The organism is Enterobacter sp. MGH 4, assembly GCF_000534735.1.
GTDB lineage: Bacteria > Pseudomonadota > Gammaproteobacteria > Enterobacterales > Enterobacteriaceae > Enterobacter > Enterobacter intestinihominis.
The window spans coordinates 156,716-175,647 of sequence record NZ_KI973295.1 but is presented as its reverse complement, the minus strand read 5'-3'; the positions used below and the strand labels follow the sequence as shown (position 1 = coordinate 175,647).

The following is an 18,932-nucleotide window of genomic DNA, read 5'->3' as shown; positions in this document are numbered from 1 at the left end:
CGTCAGATAGCAAAAGCGAGGAGATGTCTCCTCGCTTTGAATTTAATCAGTATAGCGTGCTTACCACTTCTTATTCAGAAGACGGTCGATGCTGTAGGCGCCCGGACCCGTGATAGCCAGCAGCAGGAAGCCACCCGCGATGGTCAGGTTTTTCATGAACATCAGAGAGTTCACGCCTTCCGCAAAGTTGCTGTGGAAGATGAACGCGGTCAGCAGGGTAAAGCCTGCGGTGAACAGCGCCGTGGTGCGGGTCAGGAAACCGAACAGCACTGCCAGGCCGCCGCCGAACTCAAGCAGGATGGTCAGTGGCAGCAGGAAACCCGGTACGCCCATCGCTTCCATATACTGCTGAGTGCCCGCATAGCCGGTAATTTTGCCCCAGCCTGCGGTGATGAACAGCACAGGCATCAGAATACGCGCTACCAATACACCAACATCATCTAATTTTTTCATTTTACTCTCCAGGAAACCACATCAGCGGCTAAACGTTATTTGCGTGCAAATTCGGGTAGATACCGCGTCTTTGCTGTCGATGGAGAGGAGTGTAAACGGGGCGGATGGCAATTGTTAGCAAGGAAAACTGTCAATCTTTTTCAAAGATATTGAGTAAGGGAGCATAGAGAGATTTTGCCGGGTGACGGCTACGCCTTACCCGGCCTACTTTTTTACCGTAGGCCGGGTAAGCGCAGCGCCACCCGGCGAGAAGGCTAGCGCAGCTGCTGCTGACGAATCGTTGCTTTCACCAGACGCCATGCGCTCCAGACACCAAAGCCACGGCGTGCCCAGCGAATCAGCATGTTTGGATGACGAATCGTCCAGATCGCCATCACGCTGCTACCCACCAGCGCCCACGAACGCAGGCTCAGAAGAGTATTCCAGCCGCGATCGTAACGCTGGGTCAGCTCCAGCCAGTCGCGACGGCTGGCGGACAGGTCCAGCCGCTGCTGCTGGATCTGGCTCAGCAGATACGCTTTCCGCTTTTGACGTTCGGCTTTGTCGCTCACGACTTATCATCCTCCAGCAGGGCGCGGTCGTTGGCCAGCTCCTGGCGCGTATGGCGCAGGAAGGTCGACGTGCGCGCTTTATGCAGGGTCCAGATACCGCCTATCAGCGCCGCCACCAGCAGAACCACGGTAGTCGCAATCATCGCGTTCAGTCGATACTGTGGATCGATAGCCCAGATGATTAACACCATCAGGCTCATCAGACCAAACGCGGCAAAGAGCATCGTAAGCCCAAGCATGAGCAGCATCTGGAAGAGATTGGCTTTCTCCTCTTCCAGTTCCACTACCGCAAGCCGGACGCGCGTTTCGGCAAGCCCGACCAGCGTCGTAAGAATACGCTGGCCGATGCCGAGGACGTTTTTAGCAGGCCCTTGTGCGTGACGTGGATCTTCCATAATCAACGACGCGTCAGCAGGACACCCAGCACCACACCCACTGCGGCACCAATACCAACGCCTGTCCATGGATTGTCACGTACATATTCGTCTGCGCGCGCAGCCGCTTCGCGGGTCTGTTTCGCCAGTGCATCACCGGTTTCACCCAGACGGTAACGGCTCTCTTTCAGTGCCTGCTCCGCTTTGCTGCGCAGTTTGCTGACTTCTTCTTTCGATTTATCGGCAGAAGAGTTCAGCACCTCTTCCAGGGTGTCCGCCAGGGATTTCAGCTCAGCGCGCAGATGTTCTGAAGTTGTATCTTTTGACATGATTCTCTCCTGTTGAGATTTCCGTTAACTCAATAATCGCGAGCTTCCAGCGCTTTCAGTTCGTCCTGCGCCTCTTGCAACTTCCTCTCGCGCTTGGCAATTTTTTCCGCATCACCTTTCTCTTTCGCTTCTTGCAGGTCTTGACGGCGCTCGGCTATCTCGTCCTTCTGTTCAGCGATTTTTTCCTGATGATCGGCACGCAGCTTGCTGTCCGTACAATTGTCTTTCACTTCGCTCAGCGCTTTTTTCAGTCCGTCGATCCGGTGCTGATTGTTATGCTTTTCGGCATAACTGATTTCGCGTTGAATATCCTGTTCTTTCTCCTGACAAAGAGACATAGCGAAGGAAGCTGTGCTTAAAGAAAAAAGGGCCAGAGCCAGGGTGATGCGGTATTTCATTATAGAAACCTTCCATTGTGTTACGGCGTAAGCCGTGTTCCAGAACTATGCGGAGAACATCAGAGGGGTGCTCCGCGTACTTAAGCATAGTAAGTAAACGGGAGTTTCACCAAAGTGGGTGAAAATATTCGGAATATTAGTCGTTAGCCAAATCGATGCGACGTGTCGCGTAACCGTGACATCCAGGAGGCTACGTGGCTGTCATCATCCTGTTGCGCGATGATGTAACCCTGCGGCAACGTGCGGTCCAGCACCGCTTTCGCCGCGGCGCTTTGCGCACTGGAGTCAAATTTTATCAGCAGCACATCGTCTTGCGGCGTGATGCTCTTAAAGCGGATCCCGTTAGCGTCCAGATGATGCCAGATGGAAAAACCATCCGGCACGCTGGTTCCTTGACTCACAGGACGGATAGTCAGCGTCGACTCCTGGTGCTGTAGGGCAGACCATAGCAGGATGAGAGCGCTGAACATCATTAGCGCGACGATGGCGTAAGAGAAGCGGCGCAGCGCGAGCGGGGAGATAACCATCGTTAACCCCTGGCTCCGTATTTCTTTTTCCACAGTACGACCAGTGAACCGACCAGGCCAAACACCAGCAGGACGACGGGCAGCAGCATCAGGCAAGACATCAGCTGGTCTTCATATTTCATAAAGACCGGCGTTTTACCGAGCGCGTAGCCGAGCGTGGTCAGGATCAGAACCCACAGCAGGCCGCTCATCCAGTTAAAGAACTGGAAGCGCGCGCTGCTCAGGCCGGACAAGCCCGCAATGGTCGGCAGCAGGGTGCGTACGAATGCGATAAAGCGGCCAATCAGCAAGGCGGAGAGCCCATGCTTATGGAAAAGGTGGTGCGCTCGCTGGTGATAATGTGCCGGAAGATGCGAAAGCCAGTTCTGAACGATTCGCGTGTTGCCCAGCCATCGCCCCTGAATATAACTCACCCAGCAACCCAGGCTGGCGGCAATGGTCAACAGCAGAACCGTTTGTGGGAAAGCCATCGCCCCTTTTGCACAGAGCACCCCAACCAGCACCAGCAGGCTGTCGCCCGGTAAAAAGGCAGCAGGCAGCAAACCGTTCTCAAGGAACAGGATCATAAATAACACAAAGTAGAGCATGCCAATCATGGACGGGTTGGCCAGCGTTTCGAAATCCTGAGCCCAGAGGGCGTTCAGTAGTTGGGTCAAAAGTTCCATTCAGTGTTCCTGGAAATCGGTTAACGTCACGCCTGTCATTCGGGAAAACAGCACGGCGACATTGTTATGATTTCATTATGGTCGCTCGCGGACACAATGATGTGTGGCCAACACTGTTCCCTGTTAATTGGCTGGTTAGCAAGCACTAACTTACAAAATAACGAAGTGAATCCAATTGTAACAAAGCCCGACGTTCTGCGTCACAGAATTTGAGGGGAAACACGATTTTGGCGTAAGCCACGGAGGGGAGCGAGAGATTTTACAAAGGCTGACACTATAGAGGTTTTCTTACCCTGTCTGGCCGGAAGGCGCGGCGGTGCGCCTGCCAGCAGTTCAGGAGGTTATTTTGCGACATTGGTCGCGGTATCGAGGTGAACCACCGGATTATCAGCAAAAAGATAGCGGTCAGCGTTAAATTCAAAGTCATCACTCGTTTCATTAAAAAGCATCTGTTTAGTGTTCTCCAGATGCTGCCACATTGCCAGTTTCGCCGCATGCGGATCTTTACGAATCAGGGCCTTAAGAATCTGGTCGTGGTCGTCACACCAGTTGTCTACCGTGCGGGAATCAATGTGATCGTGCAGTTTCTTCCAGTACGGGTTGTGAACGCGCTGAGTCCACATTTTTTCAACGATTGCCGCCAGCGCTGTGTTTTGAGTCGCAAGGGCGACCTGGACGTGGAATTGCAGGTCCCATTCGGAATCGCGGAAACATTTTTCTTTACGCGCATGATCCTGGATTTCCATCAGCTTCATGATGTCCTGCTTGGTGACCTGCGTCGCTGCGAATTCTGCGATATTGCTTTCAATCAGCTGGCGAGCCTGGAGAAGCTCAAACGGACCGTAGCTGGCAAATTCCAGACTTTCGTCCGGCGTGGGGGAGTGTTTCGCCTGGCTGGAAATCACGTGAATACCGGAACCTTTGCGTACCTCAACATACCCTTCAACTTCCAGCATGATGATGGCTTCGCGGACCACCGTACGGCTGACGCTTTTTTCATCCGCAATAAAACGCTCAGCGGGAAGTTTATCACCGACAAGATAGACCCCTTGCTCGATGCGATCTTTCAGCTCGGCGGCAAGTTGTTGATATAAACGACGTGATTCGGTGATTTCCATATGCGCTCCAGGCAGGGTACGGCGAATGATTTGTTATACCACTTTTGCTTGCCACTCTCCAGATTTCGCCATTAAAAAAGCCGCCCGGAGGCGGCTTTTGCGACGTTTTTGCCGGGTGGCGCTACGCTTACCCGGCCTACGGTTTTATCGGGTGTTGTAGGCCGGGTAAGGCGAAGCCGCCACCCGGCACAACAAGCTAACTCTGCGTCGCCGGTCCCCCAAGGGACTCTTTCGCCAGTTCCTCGGCGGATTTACTCTTCAGCACCGTCCAGATAACCACTGCACCCAGCAGGTCGAAGATGGCCAGTACCGCGAACAGCGGGCTGAAACCGATGGTGTCTGCCAGCGCGCCGACCACCAGCGCAAACAGGGTACTTGCGGTCCAGGCGGCCATCCCGGTCAGACCGTTGGCGGTGGCAACTTCGTTACGACCAAACACGTCGGACGAGAGCGTAATCAGCGCGCCAGACAGAGACTGGTGAGCAAAGCCCCCGATACACAGCAGGGCGATAGCCACGTAAGGACTGGTGAACAGGCCAATCATGCCAGGGCCAATCATCAGCAGGGCGCCCATGGTGACCACCATCTTACGGGACACAATCAGGTTCACGCCAAACCAGCGCTGGAACAGCGGTGGCAGGTAGCCGCCGACGATACAGCCCAGGTCTGCAAACAGCATTGGCATCCAGGCGAACATCGCGATCTCTTTCAGGTTAAAGCCGTAGACTTTGAACATGAACAGCGGGATCCAGGCGTTGAACGTACCCCAGGCCGGTTCCGCCAGGAAGCGTGGCAGGGCGATACCCCAGAACTGACGGGTACCCAGGATCTGCCAGACGGACATTTTCTTGCCGTTGTCGGTCTGATGATGAGATTCCTGACCATTGATAATGTAGTCACGTTCTTCGGTAGACAGCTTTTTCTGGTCGCGCGGGTGTTTATAGAAGATCAGCCACGCCATGGCCCAGGCAAAACTCAGCACACCGGAGATGATGAACGCCATTTGCCAGCTGTGCATCACAATCGCCCACACCACCAGTGGCGGAGCAATCATCGCCCCGATGGAGGAACCCACGTTGAAGTAACCGACAGCGATTGAACGTTCTTTTGCCGGGAACCATTCAGAGCTGGCTTTCAGACCCGCAGGGATCATCGCCGCTTCGGCAGCACCTACCGCACCACGCGCCAGCGCCAGCCCGCCCCAGCTGCCAGCCAGCGCCGTCGCCCCGCAGAAGACGGCCCATGCTACAGCGAAGAAGGCATAACCAATTTTTGTACCCAGAATATCAAGAACATAACCTGCAACAGGCTGCATTACGGTGTAAGCGGCAGAATACGCCGCAATGATGTAAGAGTATTGTTGTGTGGAGATATGTAACTCTTCCATCAACGTTGGCGCCGCTGCTGCCACGGTGTTACGTGTCAGGTAGCCCAGCACGGTGCCGAGCGTCACCAGTGCGATCATGTACCAACGTAACCCTTTAATTTTACGCATGTAAAACCTCATCGTTATGTTATTTCCGTGTCGGGACACGGCAACAACTCAACCGTTGCCGGGAGCTGTTCTGTAACGGGAGGGGCGTAACCGGGAACCTGTCCCGGAACGGCCCGAACCTTGCCATAAGTCATCGTGCTAAGTCGGCTTCCGTACCGTTAAATCCGATGTAATAAACACCGGTAATGCATTCCGTCGGCTTATAGTTTGCGACGGCGAAAAGATAACTTGTCATACAACTTTAAAAGGTGAGTGACATCACAAAAGAGTGAATCTTTGTAGGGATATTATGAGGCGTGCGCAAAGCCAGAACTGGCGCGGCCTGCAAGAAGGTTTACCCCTTTGAGGGTAATTTATTTGTCGACGTTTATTGATCTAACTCACGAAAAAAACGTCGGACTCTGGAAATTGGTGTGATAACTTTGCAGCATCTGAACATAAGCTTTCTGACGCTCCCGTAATGAGGAAGACGATAATGACACCGTTTATGACCGAAGATTTCCTGTTAGATACCGAATTTGCTCGCCGCCTGTACCACGACTACGCAAAAGATCAGCCGATTTTCGACTACCACTGCCATTTACCGCCGCAACAGGTTGCCGAAAATTACCGTTTCAAAAACCTGTATGATATCTGGCTGAAGGGTGACCATTATAAATGGCGCGCGATGCGCACCAACGGCGTGGCCGAGCGCCTGTGTACCGGCGACGCGACCGATCGCGAGAAGTTTGACGCCTGGGCCGCTACCGTTCCCCACACCATCGGTAACCCGTTATACCACTGGACGCACCTCGAACTGCGTCGTCCTTTTGGTATCACCGGCAAGCTGCTCTCTCCCGCCACGGCGGATGAAATCTGGGATCAGTGCAACGAATTGCTGGGGCAGGATAGCTTCTCGGCGCGCGGCATCATGCAGCAGATGAACGTGAAGATGGTGGGCACAACCGACGATCCGATCGACTCCCTGGAGCACCACGCGGTTGTCGCGAAGGACAGCACCTTTGACATCAAAGTGCTGCCAAGCTGGCGTCCGGATAAAGCCTTCAACATTGAGCTGCCGACCTTTAATGACTACATGACGAAGCTGGCGGAAGTATCGGATACCGATATCCGTCGTTTCGCCGATCTGCAATCCGCGCTGACCAAACGTCTGGATCACTTTGCCGCACACGGCTGTAAAGTGTCTGACCACGCGCTGGACGTGGTGCTGTTCGCGGATTCCAGCGAAGCCGAGCTGGACAGCATCCTGGCGCGTCGTCTCTCCGGCGAAGCCCTGAGCGAGCATGAAGTCGCCCAGTTTAAAACCGCGGTGCTGGTGTTCCTAGGTGCGGAATATGCCCGTCGCGGCTGGGTTCAGCAGTACCATATCGGCGCGCTGCGTAATAACAACCAGCGTCAGTTTAAACTGCTGGGCGCGGACGTGGGCTTCGACTCCATCAACGACCGCCCTCTGGCAGAAGAGCTGTCAAAACTGCTGAGCAAACAGAACGAGCAAAACCTGCTGCCAAAAACCATTCTCTACTGCCTGAACCCGCGTGATAACGAAGTGCTGGGCACCATGATCGGCAACTTCCAGGGCGAAGGGATGCCGGGCAAGATGCAGTTCGGTTCCGGCTGGTGGTTTAACGATCAAAAAGACGGCATGGAGCGTCAGATGACACAGCTGGCGCAGCTCGGCCTGTTGAGCCGCTTCGTTGGCATGCTGACCGACAGCCGCAGTTTCCTCTCCTATACCCGCCATGAATATTTCCGCCGCATTCTGTGCCAGATGATTGGCCGCTGGGTGCACGCGGGCGAAGCGCCAGCGGATATCCAGCTGCTGGGCGAAATGGTGAGAAACATCTGCTTTAACAATGCGCGTGACTACTTCGCCATTGAACTGAACTAAGGCCGTTTGAGGTTGATATGCAATACATCAAAATCCATTCGCTGGATAACGTTGCCGTCGCGCTGGCCGATTTAGCCGAAGGGACGGAAGTGACCTTCGACAACCAGTCGGTGACGTTACGCCAGGCCATTGGACGTGGACATAAGTTTGCCCTGTTCCCCATTGCGAAAGGGGAGAACGTGGTGAAGTACGGTTTGCCCATCGGTCATGCGCTGGCGGATATTGCGCCGGGTGAATACATTCATTCCCACAATACCCGCACCAATCTCAGCGATCTGGACGAGTACAGCTATCAACCTGACTTCCAGCCAGAAGAAGGACAGGCGGCCGATCGTGAGGTACAGATCTACCGCCGCGCCAGCGGCGAGGTGGGGATCCGCAATGAGCTGTGGATCCTCCCGACTGTCGGCTGCGTGAACGGGATCGCGCGTCAAATTCAGACGCGTTTCCTGAAAGAGACTAATGATGCTGAAGGCACCGACGGTGTGCATCTGTTCAGTCACACCTATGGATGCTCCCAGCTGGGTGACGACCACATCAATACCCGTACCATGCTGCAAAACATGGTGCGCCACCCGAACGCGGGCGCGGTGCTGGTGATCGGCCTCGGCTGCGAGAACAATCAGGTCGACGCCTTCCGCGACACGCTGGGCGAATTTGACCCTGAGCGCGTGCACTTTATGGTGTGTCAGCACCAGGACGACGAAGTGGAAGCGGGCGTTGAACAGCTGCACCAGCTGTACGAGGTGATGCGTCACGACAAGCGCGAGCCGGGCAAGCTGAGCGAACTGAAGTTTGGCCTGGAGTGCGGCGGATCTGATGGCCTTTCCGGCATTACCGCTAACCCAATGCTGGGTCGCTTCTCGGATTACGTGATTGCCAACGGCGGCACTACGGTGCTGACCGAAGTGCCGGAGATGTTCGGCGCAGAGCGCATTCTGATGAGCCACTGCCGCGACGAAGAGACCTTTGAGAAGACCGTCACCATGGTCAACGACTTCAAACAGTACTTCATCGCCCATAACCAGCCGATATACGAGAACCCGTCGCCGGGGAACAAGGCGGGCGGGATCACCACGCTTGAAGAGAAATCCCTGGGCTGCACCCAAAAAGCGGGCGCCAGCCAGGTGGTGGACGTGCTGCGCTATGGTGAGCGTCTGAAAACGCACGGCCTGAACCTGCTCAGCGCACCGGGCAACGATGCGGTCGCCACCAGCGCGCTGGCGGGAGCGGGCTGTCATATGGTGCTGTTCAGTACCGGTCGCGGTACGCCGTACGGCGGGTTTGTGCCGACGGTGAAAATCGCCACTAACAGCGAACTGGCGGCGAAGAAAAAGCACTGGATCGACTTTGACGCGGGCCAGCTGATCCACGGCAAAGCGATGCCGCAGCTGCTGAGCGAATTCGTGGACACGATTGTGGAATTTGCCAGCGGCAGGCAGACCTGCAACGAGAAGAACGACTTCCGCGAGCTGGCGATCTTTAAGAGTGGTGTGACGCTATAAGTCGGGTGCGGGCTGGTGCCCTCACCCCGGCCCTCTCCCACAGGGAGAGGGTGCAAACACTAAAAACGGCAACACATGTTGCCGTTTTGCATTTACCTTGTAGGCCCGGTAAGGCGTAGCCGCCACCGGGCTTTTCTTTTTAACTGCGCAGGGCGTTCTTCGCTAAACGCGCATCTTCCGCCTGACAGGCTGCGGCGGTAAACAGCACGTCGGTAGAGGAGTTCAGCGCGGTTTCGCAGGAATCCTGCAATACGCCGATAATGAAACCGACCGCGACAACCTGCATGGCAATCTCGTTCGGAATACCGAACATGTTACAGGCCAGCGGGATCAGCAGCAGAGAGCCGCCCGCCACGCCGGATGCGCCACAGGCACACAGTGATGCAACGACGCTCAGCAGCAGCGCGGTTGGCAGATCTACCGGAATACCCAGCGTATGCACCGCCGCCAGCGTCAGCACGGTGATGGTAATCGCCGCACCGGCCATGTTCACGGTTGCACCCAGGGGAATCGACACCGAATAGGTATCGCGGTCCAGGTTCAGCTTCTCCGCCAGCGCCATGTTCACCGGTATGTTCGCCGCTGAGCTGCGGGTGAAGAAGGCATACACGCCGCTCTCGCGCAGGCAGGTCAGCACCAGCGGATACGGGTTGCGGCGGATCTGCCAGAACACCAGCAGCGGGTTGATCACCAGCGCCACCAGCAGCATACAGCCGACCAGGACGACCAGCAGCTGCGCGTAGCCCCACAGTGCGTCGAAACCGGTGGTGGCCAGCGTCGAAGAAACCAGACCAAAGATACCGACTGGTGCAAAGCGAATCACCAGCTTCACCATGAAGGTCACTGCATTGGACAAATCGTTAACCAGGTTTTTCGTGGTCTCGTTGCCATGACGCAGCGCGAAGCCCAGACCAATCGCCCAGACCAGGATGCCAATGTAGTTTCCGTTCATCAGTGCGGTGATGGGGTTAGAGACCATGCTCATCAGCAGGCCGCGAAGGACTTCCACAATCCCGGACGGCGGGGTGATATCACCGGCCGCGCTGGTCAGGTGCAGCGTGGACGGGAACAGGAAGCTAAACACAACGGCCGTTAAGGCAGCAGAGAAGGTTCCCAGCAGATACAGGAACAGAATAGGGCGAATGTTGGTTTTTTGTCCGTGCTGGTGGTTGGCAATCGACGCCATCACCAGCATTAGCACCAGTACCGGGGCGACGGCCTTCAGTGCGCCAACGAAAAGGGTGCCGAGCAGTCCCGTCGCTTCCGCCGCAGGTTTTGACACCATCGCCAGCAGAATACCCAGTACCAACCCGACCAGAATTTGTTTTACAAGACTGCCCTGCGCCAGGCGCGCAAGCAGGCCCTTAGATTGTGTGCTCATACGTTATTCCTGAGTGAAATTGCGTTCCATCCTGGATGTGCTCTAAGTCACATTTGTATCCGGATGTAAGTATTTGTTTGCCTGGTTGAGTATCAGGGAAAGCAGCGAAAGGCGGAAGCGTAAAATGCTGGATTTTACGTGTTGCGTCATGTTTTTTAACTATTGGTTAACGAAAGTGCCGGGTGGCGCTGCGCTTACCCGGCCTGCATTGCATTTCCCCCTCTCCCTGTGGGAGAGGGGTGGGGTGAGGGCATCAGCCCGCACCGAACGTTGCACTAAGCCTGCTGCTTCTTATCGTGCTGGCGGTTAACCCAGGTATTGATAATCAGCGTTACCAGCAGAATGCCAAACACCACGCCGAGCGAAATGGCGATCGGGATATGGTAGAAATCAACAATCAGCATCTTGATACCGATAAAGACCAGAATTACCGACAGACCGTACTTCAGCATTGAGAAGCGCTCTGCCGCGCCCGCCAGCAGGAAGTACATCGCACGCAGGCCGAGGATGGCGAACAGGTTCGAGGTCAGGACGATGAACGGGTCGGTAGTGACCGCGAAGATAGCCGGGATACTGTCCACCGCGAAAATCACGTCGCTCAGCTCGACCAGAATCAGCACCAGCAGCAGCGGGGTGGCGAACAGCAGGCCGTTCTTACGCACGAAGAAATGCTCGCTCTCGATCTTGTCCGTCATGCGCAGATGACCCCGGATCCACTTCACCAGCGGCTTATCACCGATACCGGTATCGTCTTCTTTCGCCAGCGCCATTTTGACCCCGGTGAACAGCAGGAACGCACCAAACACGTACAGCAGCCATTCGAACTGGGTAATCAGCCAGCTACCGGCGAAGATCATGATGGTACGCAGGATGATGGCGCCTAGCACGCCGTATACCAGCACGCGGCGTTGCAGGGCCGCAGGCACGGCGAAGTAACTGAACAGCATCAGCCAGACGAAGACGTTATCAACCGCCAGCGCTTTTTCAATCAGATAGCCGGTGAGGAAGGCGAGTGCCTGAGGATCGGCCACCGCGCGACCTTCGGTTGAGGCCAGATACCACCAGAAGGCGGCGCAGAAAAGAAGTGAGAGGGTAACCCATACCAGCGACCAGACGGCGGCTTGCTTAACGCTCATGCCGTGTTCGCCGCGACGACCCTGCAAAAAGAGGTCGATCGCCAGCATGATGAGCACGACAACCGCGAATCCGCCCCACAGCATTGGAGTGCCGACAGAATGCATACTATTTTCCTTACACATAAAAAAACAAAAACGGCTATGGTCAGAAGACGATAGCCGTTAGCTTTTTATGCATAGACCTCGCCTTCCGGCAAGGTCTCACTTACAACCACGAAGGTTGCCCGGCGACCGGATGCGGTTTTGCACGCATCGTAATGACGATCCACCGGCGAAGAAGTTACTCCCCTTTGCAGGTAACAAATTATGTCAGACCATCGATTTCGTCAATGGTCTGCACGATTTCATTACACAGCTTTACGCGACGGCTTCCACATTCACGCCGTCTGCGGGGAAGATTACGCCGGTCTGTCGGCGGATCTCCGTTTGCAGCTTCGCCGTGGTGCGGCTGATCGCCAGTCCCGGGTGGTTCACTTCGTTGTCTTCTACCAGACGGGCGAAGACCTCTGCCTCATAAAGCATAGTGTTAATATGCTGAGGCTGCGTCAGCTCCTGCGCTTTTCCGCCGCGCGGAACGATGCTGAGCTTCTGGCATTCGGAGATTTTTTCGATCACCAGCGAGCCGTCTTCGCCCTGAATTTCGCTTGGCAGCACGGAGTCGCTGACCTTCGAGTGCTGCAACGTCACGCTGAAATCACCGTAGTCCAGCACCACAACGCCGTGTGCATCCACGCCGCTCTCCAGCAGGCTGGCGGTGGCCGTCACGCCGTGTGGTTCCCCCCACAGCGCAACCGCAGAGGCCAGGCAGTAAAAACCGATATCCATAATCGAGCCATTCGAGAAGGCCGGGTTAAAGGTGTTCGGGTTTTCGCCGTCCAGATAGCGCTGGTAGCGCGAGGAATACTGGCAGTAGTTGATAAAGGCTTTACGCACTTTGCCAATTTTCGGCAGGGACTGCTGCAACAGCAGGAAGTTGGGCAGGCTGGCGGTTTTGAACGCTTCAAACAGCACCACCTGGTTTTCGCGGGCAAGCGCAATGGCGGCTTCCACTTCGTGGATATTCGACGCCAGCGGCTTCTCGCAGATCACATGCTTTTTATGGCTGATGAACAGCTTCGTTTGCGGGAAGTGCAGAGCATTCGGGCTGGCGATATAGACCGCGTCAATGGCGTCGCTTTGCGCCATCTCATCGAGCGAGGTGAACAGATGTTCAACCAGGTAGTCATTCGCAAAACTTTGCGCCTGCTCAAGGCTGCGGGAATAGACTGCGGTGAGCTTATATTTGCCGGTTTCGTGGGCGGCGTCGACGAACTGGCGCGTGATCCAGTTCGTACCGATGACTGCGAAACGTATCATAAACGTTTACGTACTCCGTAGCAGGGAACCTAAAGCCACTGTAGCACGTCCTCATGACATTTCGCGTGCGCTACTGCGCATTACTCTTTAACGATAAATGCGTCAGCCACAAACGGGTATCAAACTCCAGCTGGTGGTACTGCGGCTCCATATGGCAGCACAGGGAATAGAACGCTTTGTCGTGATCTTTCTCTTTCAGGTGCGCCAGCTCGTGCACCACGATCATCCGCAGAAAGGCTTCCGGCGCATTGCGAAAGACGGTCGCGACGCGGATCTCCGCCTTAGCCTTCAGCTTGCCGCCCTGCACGCGGGAGATGGCGGTATGCAGGCCGAGCGCGTTTTTCAGCACGTGGATCTTGTTGTCGTACATCACCTTGTTGATCGGCGGGGCGCTCTTCAGATACTGGCTTTTCAGATCCTGCGTATACTGCCAGAGGGCTTTGTCAGTCGCGAAATCATGCGTACCCGGGTAACGTTTTTCCAGCACCGCGCCGAGCTTTCCCCCGGCAATCAGGTCACGAACCTGGGAAAGCAAATGTTCCGGGTAGCCCTGGAGATAAGTAAGTTGGTTCATCAACGCCCCAAATCGACAATAAAACGGGTATACTCACGCACCCTTTTCAGGGATACGCCAAATTTTACCATTCAGGAGGGCCGATGAGCCACTTAGACAACGGTTTCCGTTCACTCAACCTTAAACGTTTCCCGGAAACGGACGACGTGAACCCGCTTCAGGCGTGGGAAGCGGCGGATGAATATCTGCTGCAGCAGTTGGATGAGACTGAAATCCGCGGCCCGGTTCTGATCCTGAATGACGCGTTTGGCGCGCTGGGCTGTGCGCTGGCGGAACATGCGCCTTACAGTATCGGCGATTCTTACTTAAGCGAGCTGGCGACGCGTGAAAACCTGCGTCACAACGATATCGACGAATCCAGCGTGAAGTTCCTCGACAGCACCGCGGACTACCCGCAGGCGCCAGGGGTGGTGCTGATTAAAGTGCCCAAAACCATGGCGTTGCTGGAGCAGCAACTGCGCGCGCTGCGTAAAGTCGTGACGCCAGAAACGCGCATCATCGCGGGCGCCAAGGCGCGTGATATTCACACCTCGACGCTGGAACTGTTCGAGAAAGTGCTCGGCCCGACCACTACGACGCTGGCCTGGAAAAAAGCGCGCCTGATCAACTGTACCTTCAGCGCGCCGGAACTGGCCGACGCGCCAGAGACCCTGAGCTGGAAGCTGGAAGGGACCGACTGGACCATCCACAACCACGCGAACGTCTTCTCCCGTACCGGTCTGGATATCGGCGCACGCTTCTTTATGGAACATCTGCCGGAAAACCTGGAAGGGGAGATTGTCGATCTCGGCTGCGGTAACGGCGTGATTGGCCTGACGCTGCTGGCGAAGAACCCGGAGGCCAGCGTGGTGTTCAGCGACGAATCGCCAATGGCGGTGGCTTCAAGCCGTCTGAACGTGGAAACCAATCTGCCGGAGGCGCTGGATCGCTGCGAGTTTATGATCAATAACGCGCTGTCCGGCGTAGAGCCTTTCCACTTCAACGCGGTGTTTTGCAATCCTCCGTTCCACCAGAAGCACGCCCTGACGGATAACGTCGCGTGGGAGATGTTCCACCACGCGCGCCGCTGCCTGAAAATCAACGGCGAGCTGTACATCGTGGCGAACCGCCATCTGGACTACTTCCACAAGCTGAAGAAGATTTTCGGTAACTGCGTCACCATTGCGACAAACAACAAGTTTGTGGTGCTGAAGTCGGTGAAGCTGGGGCGTCGTCGATAAGATCGTTTTGCCTGGCGGCGTTTCGCTTGCACAGGCCTACGGTTTCAAATGCCCGGTGGCGCTTCGCTTACCGGGCCTACAATGGCCTCGGACCCGTAGGCCCGGTAAGCGAAGCGCCACCGGGCGATGCCGTTAAATACTCAGCGCCAGTTTTGTCCCCTGCGCAATCGCCCGCCGCGCATCCAGTTCCATCGCCACGTCGCACCCGCCGATCAAATGCACCGTTTTACCCGCTTCGCGCAGCGGATCGGCCAGATCGCGCTTTGGCTCCTGTCCGGCGCACAAAATCACATGATCCACGCGCAGCAGCTGCGGTTCACCACCGATCAGCACATGCAGCCCGTCGTCGTCGATCTTCTGGTAGCTCACCGCCGGGATCATCTTCACCCCGCGCGAGAGCAGGGTGGCGCGGTGGATCCAGCCTGTGGTTTTCCCCAGCCCTTCACCCGGCTTGCTGGCTTTACGCTGGAGCATCACGATCTGACGCGGGCTTTTCGGCAGCTGCGGACCTTCCGGGCGTAAACCGCCGGACTGACTGAGACTGGTATCAATGCCCCATTCCACGCAGAACTCAGCGATGTTCTGGCTGGTGGCTTCGCCCGGCTGGCTTAAATACATCGCGGTATCAAAACCGATCCCGCCGCAGCCGATGATCGCCACCTTCTCGCCAACCGGCGCTTTGTCGCGCAGCACGTCCAGATAGCTCAATACCTTCGGATGATCGATGCCTTCGATCGCAGGGGTGCGCGGGGCGATCCCACTCGCGAGGATCACCTCGTCGAAACCGATCAGATCCGCCGCGCTGACAACCTGATTGAGCCGCAGATCGACGCCCGTCACCTCGATCATCCGGCGGTAATAGCGCAGCGTTTCATAGAACTCCTCTTTGCCGGGGATCTGTCTGGCGATAGTAAACTGCCCGCCGATTTCCGCCAGCGCATCAAACAGCGTCACGCTGTGCCCACGCGAGGCGGCATTGACCGCAAACGCCAGGCCAGCGGGTCCTGCGCCCACCACGGCCAGACGCTTCTTGTTGGTCGCAGGAACGATCGGCATTTTGGTTTCATGGCAGGCGCGGGGATTCACCAGGCAGGAGGTGACCTTGCCGACGAAGATCTGATCCAGACACGCCTGGTTACAGCCGATACAGGTGTTGATCTCATCCGCACGGCCGCTTTGCGCTTTGGAGAGCAGTTCGGCATCCGCGAGGAACGGACGCGCCATCGACACCATATCGGCGTCGCCGCGGGAGATCACATCGTCCGCCACCTGCGGATCGTTAATGCGGTTAGTGGTCACCAGCGGAACGGAGACTTTGCCTTTCAGCTTGCGCGTTACCCAGCTGAACGCCGCACGCGGCACCGGCGTGGCGATGGTGGGGATGCGCGCTTCGTGCCAGCCAATCCCGGTGTTGATAATGGTGGCACCAGCGGCTTCAATCGCCTGCGCCAGCTGCACGGTTTCGTCGAAGGTGCCGCCGCCTTCCACCAGGTCGAGCATCGACAGGCGGAAGATGATAATAAAATCCGCACCCGCACGTTCACGCACCGCACGCACCACCTCCACGGCAAAACGCATGCGGCGGGCATAGTCACCACCCCATTCGTCGTCGCGCTGGTTGGTACGTGCGGCGAGGAATTCGTTGATCAGGTAGCCTTCTGAGCCCATCACCTCCACGCCGTCGTAGCCCGCTTCCCGCGCCAGCGCGGCGCAGCGAGCAAAGTCCTCAATCAGCGCCAGGATCTCGTCATGGCTGAGGGCATGGGGAGTAAAGCGGTTAATCGGTGCCTGAATAGCCGAGGGGGCAACCAGGTTCGGCTGATAGCTGTAGCGCCCGGTATGCAGAATTTGCAGGGCGATTTTGCCGCCCTCGATGTGAACCGCGTCGGTCACAATGCGGTGGTGCGGCAGCTGTGTCGCATCGTTCAACACCGCGCCGCCCTCCATCGTCACCCCGGAAGGGGCAGGGGCTACGCCGCCAGTGACAATCAGCGCCACCCCGTGGCGCGCGCGCTCGGCATAGAAGGCTGCCAGACGTTCAGCCCCGTCCGGACGCTCCTCCAGCCCGGTGTGCATTGAGCCCATTAACACGCGGTTTTTGAGGGTAGTGAACCCCAGATCGAGAGGGGCGAATAACGACGGGTAGCGGCTCATAGTCTCTTCCAGTGTAAAATTATTGTTATGTGGTCGGATGAGTTACTAATTTAGCCAGCGGCGGCAGAAAGGTAAAAGCGGGATCGAATGATTGTGATAGATCTCAAAGAACTTCACCCCTCACCCCGGCCCTCTCCCCAGAGGGGAGAGGGTGAAAGGCCGCACGGAGCAGTCCCCTCTCCCCTCTGGGGAGAGGGTTAGGGTGAGGGGCGTGTGTCGCGCATCAGGCCCGGCGCCTGCCACATCGACGTTGTCAGCCCGCTGTCCACCAGCCCGAGCTGGTCCGCGTACACCGCCTGCCATTTCTGCATCATGCCGTCGTACAGCTCGCGGTGCGCCGGGTTTGGCGTGAACTCGCGGCTCCACTTCACCAGCCGCTCGCCCGTCGAGGCCATATCCGCGAACAGCCCCGCGCCAGCTCCTGCGGCAATGGCGCAGCCGAGCGCCGTTGCCTCTTTGACTTCTGGCACGCGCACCGGCAGGCCGGTGACGTCGCTTAAAATCTGGCTCCACAGGGCGCCCTTTGCGCCGCCGCCGGCAAACACCAGGCTCTCAAACGTCACGCCGGAAAAGTGAGAAATCTGCGCCAGGTTGCAGGCCGAGACGATCGCCGCGTTCTCTTCCAGCGCGCGGAACAGCGTCGCTTTGTTGCACTTTTCCGGGTCAATGGAGAGGTTAATAAACGACGGCGCGGCGTGGTACCACTGTTTGAAATGCATCGCGTCGGAGAAGATCGGCATCACCCCGTGGGAGCCCGGCGGGACGCGGCTCGCCATCTCTTCGAGCAGGGAGTAGGGGTCCATTCCCATGCGTTCGGCAATCAGCTTCTCTTCGGCGCAGAAGGCGTCGCGGAACCAGCGCATGGTCAGCCCGGTAAAGAAGCTGATCGACTCTGCCTGCGCCATGCCGGGGATAACGTGCGGGTTTACGCGGATGTTCATCTCAGGGTCGGTGCGCACCTGCGGCAGGTTCACCACCTGTTGCCAGAAGGTGCCGCCCAGCACCGCCGTTTGTCCGGCGCGCACCACGCCCAGCCCCAGACAGCCCAGCTGCACGTCGCCGCCGCCCATCACCACCGGGGTGCCCTCGCGCAGACCGCTCTGTTGTGCGGCTGCTTTGGTGATGGCCCCCAGTACGGTGCCGGTCTCTTTTACCGGGGAGAGGATATCGGCGCGCAGCCCGGCCATGTCGAGCAGCGCCGGACGCCAGTCGCGGGAGAAGAGATCCAGCATGCCCGTCGTGCCCGCATTGGACGGGTCCACCGCCAGCTCGCCGGAGAGCTTCGCCGCCAGCCAGTCGCTGATCATGGTGATGGTGGCGGCTTTACGATAAATATCCGGACGATGGTGCGCCAGCCACAGCAGGCGCGGCATGGCGCTGAGGGCAAGCGTCTGGCCGGAAACGTCATACACTTCGGATTCAAACCGGTAGTCGTGGATCTCTTTGAGTTCAGCTACCTCTCGGCTGGCGCGGGCGTCGACGTTGGCGCAGGCCCAGATAGCCTCGCCGTTGCGGTCGTACAGCACAATCCCTTCGCGCATCGAACAGCAGGCGACGGACTGAATATCCGCCGCGCTCAGGCGCGCGCGCTCCAGCGCCTGATGAATACACCGGCAGGCCAGCTGCCAGTTGGTGTCGAGGTCGAACTCCATTGAGCCCGGCACGTTCTCGACGCTCAGGTGTTTCCACTCGGCCTGGCCAACGGCAATCTGGTTGCCCTGCAAATCGAAAATAACGGCGCGAACGCTGCCTGTCCCTGCATCTAACGCTAAAAGGTAACTCATGAGCATGCCTCATTGTTAGCGCAG

18 protein-coding genes are annotated in these 18,932 nt (G+C 57.1%); 3 read left to right on the top strand and 15 right to left on the bottom strand.

Annotated features, from left to right (window positions below):
* Positions 1-60: 60 nt before the first annotated feature.
* The 9 genes from L350_RS05260 to L350_RS05300 form a co-directional block, all read right to left on the bottom strand.
* Complete coding sequence (locus L350_RS05260; protein ID WP_032626373.1) at positions 61-453, bottom strand: DoxX family protein; 393 nt, start codon at positions 451-453, stop codon at positions 61-63.
* A gap of 254 nt (positions 454-707) precedes the next feature.
* On the bottom strand, positions 708-1,004 hold the full coding sequence (locus tag L350_RS05265; RefSeq protein ID WP_022649477.1) for a YqjK-like family protein: 297 nt from the start codon (positions 1,002-1,004) through the stop codon (positions 708-710).
* The gene (locus L350_RS05270) at positions 1,001-1,399 is read right to left on the bottom strand and encodes a phage holin family protein (protein ID WP_032626371.1); all 399 of its coding nucleotides are present in this window, start codon (positions 1,397-1,399) and stop codon (positions 1,001-1,003) included. Before L350_RS05270 ends, L350_RS05265 begins: the two co-directional genes overlap by 4 nt.
* A gap of 2 nt (positions 1,400-1,401) precedes the next feature.
* Positions 1,402-1,707 carry an ElaB/YgaM/YqjD family protein gene (locus L350_RS05275; RefSeq protein ID WP_008503141.1) on the bottom strand — a complete coding sequence of 102 codons (306 nt, stop codon included), beginning with the start codon at positions 1,705-1,707 and terminating at the stop codon, positions 1,402-1,404.
* A gap of 29 nt (positions 1,708-1,736) precedes the next feature.
* On the bottom strand, positions 1,737-2,105 hold the full coding sequence (locus tag L350_RS05280) for a DUF1090 domain-containing protein (RefSeq protein ID WP_017382428.1): 369 nt from the start codon (positions 2,103-2,105) through the stop codon (positions 1,737-1,739).
* A gap of 143 nt (positions 2,106-2,248) precedes the next feature.
* Positions 2,249-2,632, bottom strand: a complete 384-nt coding sequence (gene mzrA, locus L350_RS05285) for an EnvZ/OmpR regulon moderator MzrA (protein WP_022649476.1) — start codon at positions 2,630-2,632, stop codon at positions 2,249-2,251.
* A 2-nt stretch (positions 2,633-2,634) separates the two neighbouring features.
* On the bottom strand, positions 2,635-3,297 hold the full coding sequence (gene yqjA / locus L350_RS05290; RefSeq protein ID WP_022649475.1) for a DedA family general envelope maintenance protein YqjA: 663 nt from the start codon (positions 3,295-3,297) through the stop codon (positions 2,635-2,637).
* Positions 3,298-3,638: 341 nt separating this feature from the next.
* Positions 3,639-4,415 carry a transcriptional regulator ExuR gene (gene exuR / locus L350_RS05295; RefSeq protein ID WP_023298695.1) on the bottom strand — a complete coding sequence of 259 codons (777 nt, stop codon included), beginning with the start codon at positions 4,413-4,415 and terminating at the stop codon, positions 3,639-3,641.
* Positions 4,416-4,611: 196 nt separating this feature from the next.
* The gene (locus L350_RS05300; RefSeq protein ID WP_022649474.1) at positions 4,612-5,910 is read right to left on the bottom strand and encodes an MFS transporter; all 1,299 of its coding nucleotides are present in this window, start codon (positions 5,908-5,910) and stop codon (positions 4,612-4,614) included.
* A 475-nt stretch (positions 5,911-6,385) separates the two neighbouring features.
* On the opposite strand from L350_RS05300, the gene uxaC reads away from it, so the two are divergent.
* Both uxaC and L350_RS05310 read left to right on the top strand, forming a co-directional pair.
* Positions 6,386-7,798, top strand: a complete 1,413-nt coding sequence (gene uxaC / locus L350_RS05305; RefSeq protein ID WP_023298694.1) for a glucuronate isomerase — start codon at positions 6,386-6,388, stop codon at positions 7,796-7,798.
* A 17-nt stretch (positions 7,799-7,815) separates the two neighbouring features.
* Positions 7,816-9,303 carry a UxaA family hydrolase gene (locus L350_RS05310; RefSeq protein ID WP_032626368.1) on the top strand — a complete coding sequence of 496 codons (1,488 nt, stop codon included), beginning with the start codon at positions 7,816-7,818 and terminating at the stop codon, positions 9,301-9,303.
* A 139-nt stretch (positions 9,304-9,442) separates the two neighbouring features.
* Here L350_RS05310 and sstT read toward each other — a convergent pair whose 3' ends face one another.
* The 4 genes from sstT to L350_RS05330 form a co-directional block, all read right to left on the bottom strand.
* Positions 9,443-10,684, bottom strand: coding sequence for a serine/threonine transporter SstT (gene sstT / locus L350_RS05315; protein ID WP_023298692.1), 1,242 nt, complete (start codon positions 10,682-10,684; stop codon positions 9,443-9,445).
* A gap of 275 nt (positions 10,685-10,959) precedes the next feature.
* On the bottom strand, positions 10,960-11,925 hold the full coding sequence (locus L350_RS05320; protein WP_022649470.1) for a TerC family protein: 966 nt from the start codon (positions 11,923-11,925) through the stop codon (positions 10,960-10,962).
* 252 nt (positions 11,926-12,177) lie between these two features.
* On the bottom strand, positions 12,178-13,176 hold the full coding sequence (locus L350_RS05325) for a Gfo/Idh/MocA family protein (RefSeq protein ID WP_032626364.1): 999 nt from the start codon (positions 13,174-13,176) through the stop codon (positions 12,178-12,180).
* A gap of 70 nt (positions 13,177-13,246) precedes the next feature.
* Positions 13,247-13,750 (bottom strand): M48 metallopeptidase family protein, encoded by a 504-nt coding sequence (locus L350_RS05330; protein ID WP_032626362.1) that lies wholly within the window; start codon positions 13,748-13,750, stop codon positions 13,247-13,249.
* A gap of 83 nt (positions 13,751-13,833) precedes the next feature.
* On the opposite strand from L350_RS05330, the gene rlmG reads away from it, so the two are divergent.
* Complete coding sequence (gene rlmG, locus L350_RS05335) at positions 13,834-14,970, top strand: 23S rRNA (guanine(1835)-N(2))-methyltransferase RlmG (RefSeq protein ID WP_032626360.1); 1,137 nt, start codon at positions 13,834-13,836, stop codon at positions 14,968-14,970.
* Between the two features lie 132 nt (positions 14,971-15,102).
* Here the strand turns inward: rlmG and L350_RS05340 are convergent, their stop codons facing one another.
* Together L350_RS05340 and lsrK are read right to left on the bottom strand one after the other, a co-directional pair.
* Entirely contained in the window at positions 15,103-17,124 is a 2,022-nt protein-coding gene (locus L350_RS05340; RefSeq protein ID WP_032626358.1) for an NADPH-dependent 2,4-dienoyl-CoA reductase, read from the bottom strand.
* A 197-nt stretch (positions 17,125-17,321) separates the two neighbouring features.
* A complete protein-coding gene (gene lsrK, locus L350_RS05345; protein WP_032626354.1) occupies positions 17,322-18,908 on the bottom strand; it encodes an autoinducer-2 kinase in 1,587 nt (528 codons plus the stop codon).
* Positions 18,909-18,932: the final 24 nt, after the last annotated feature.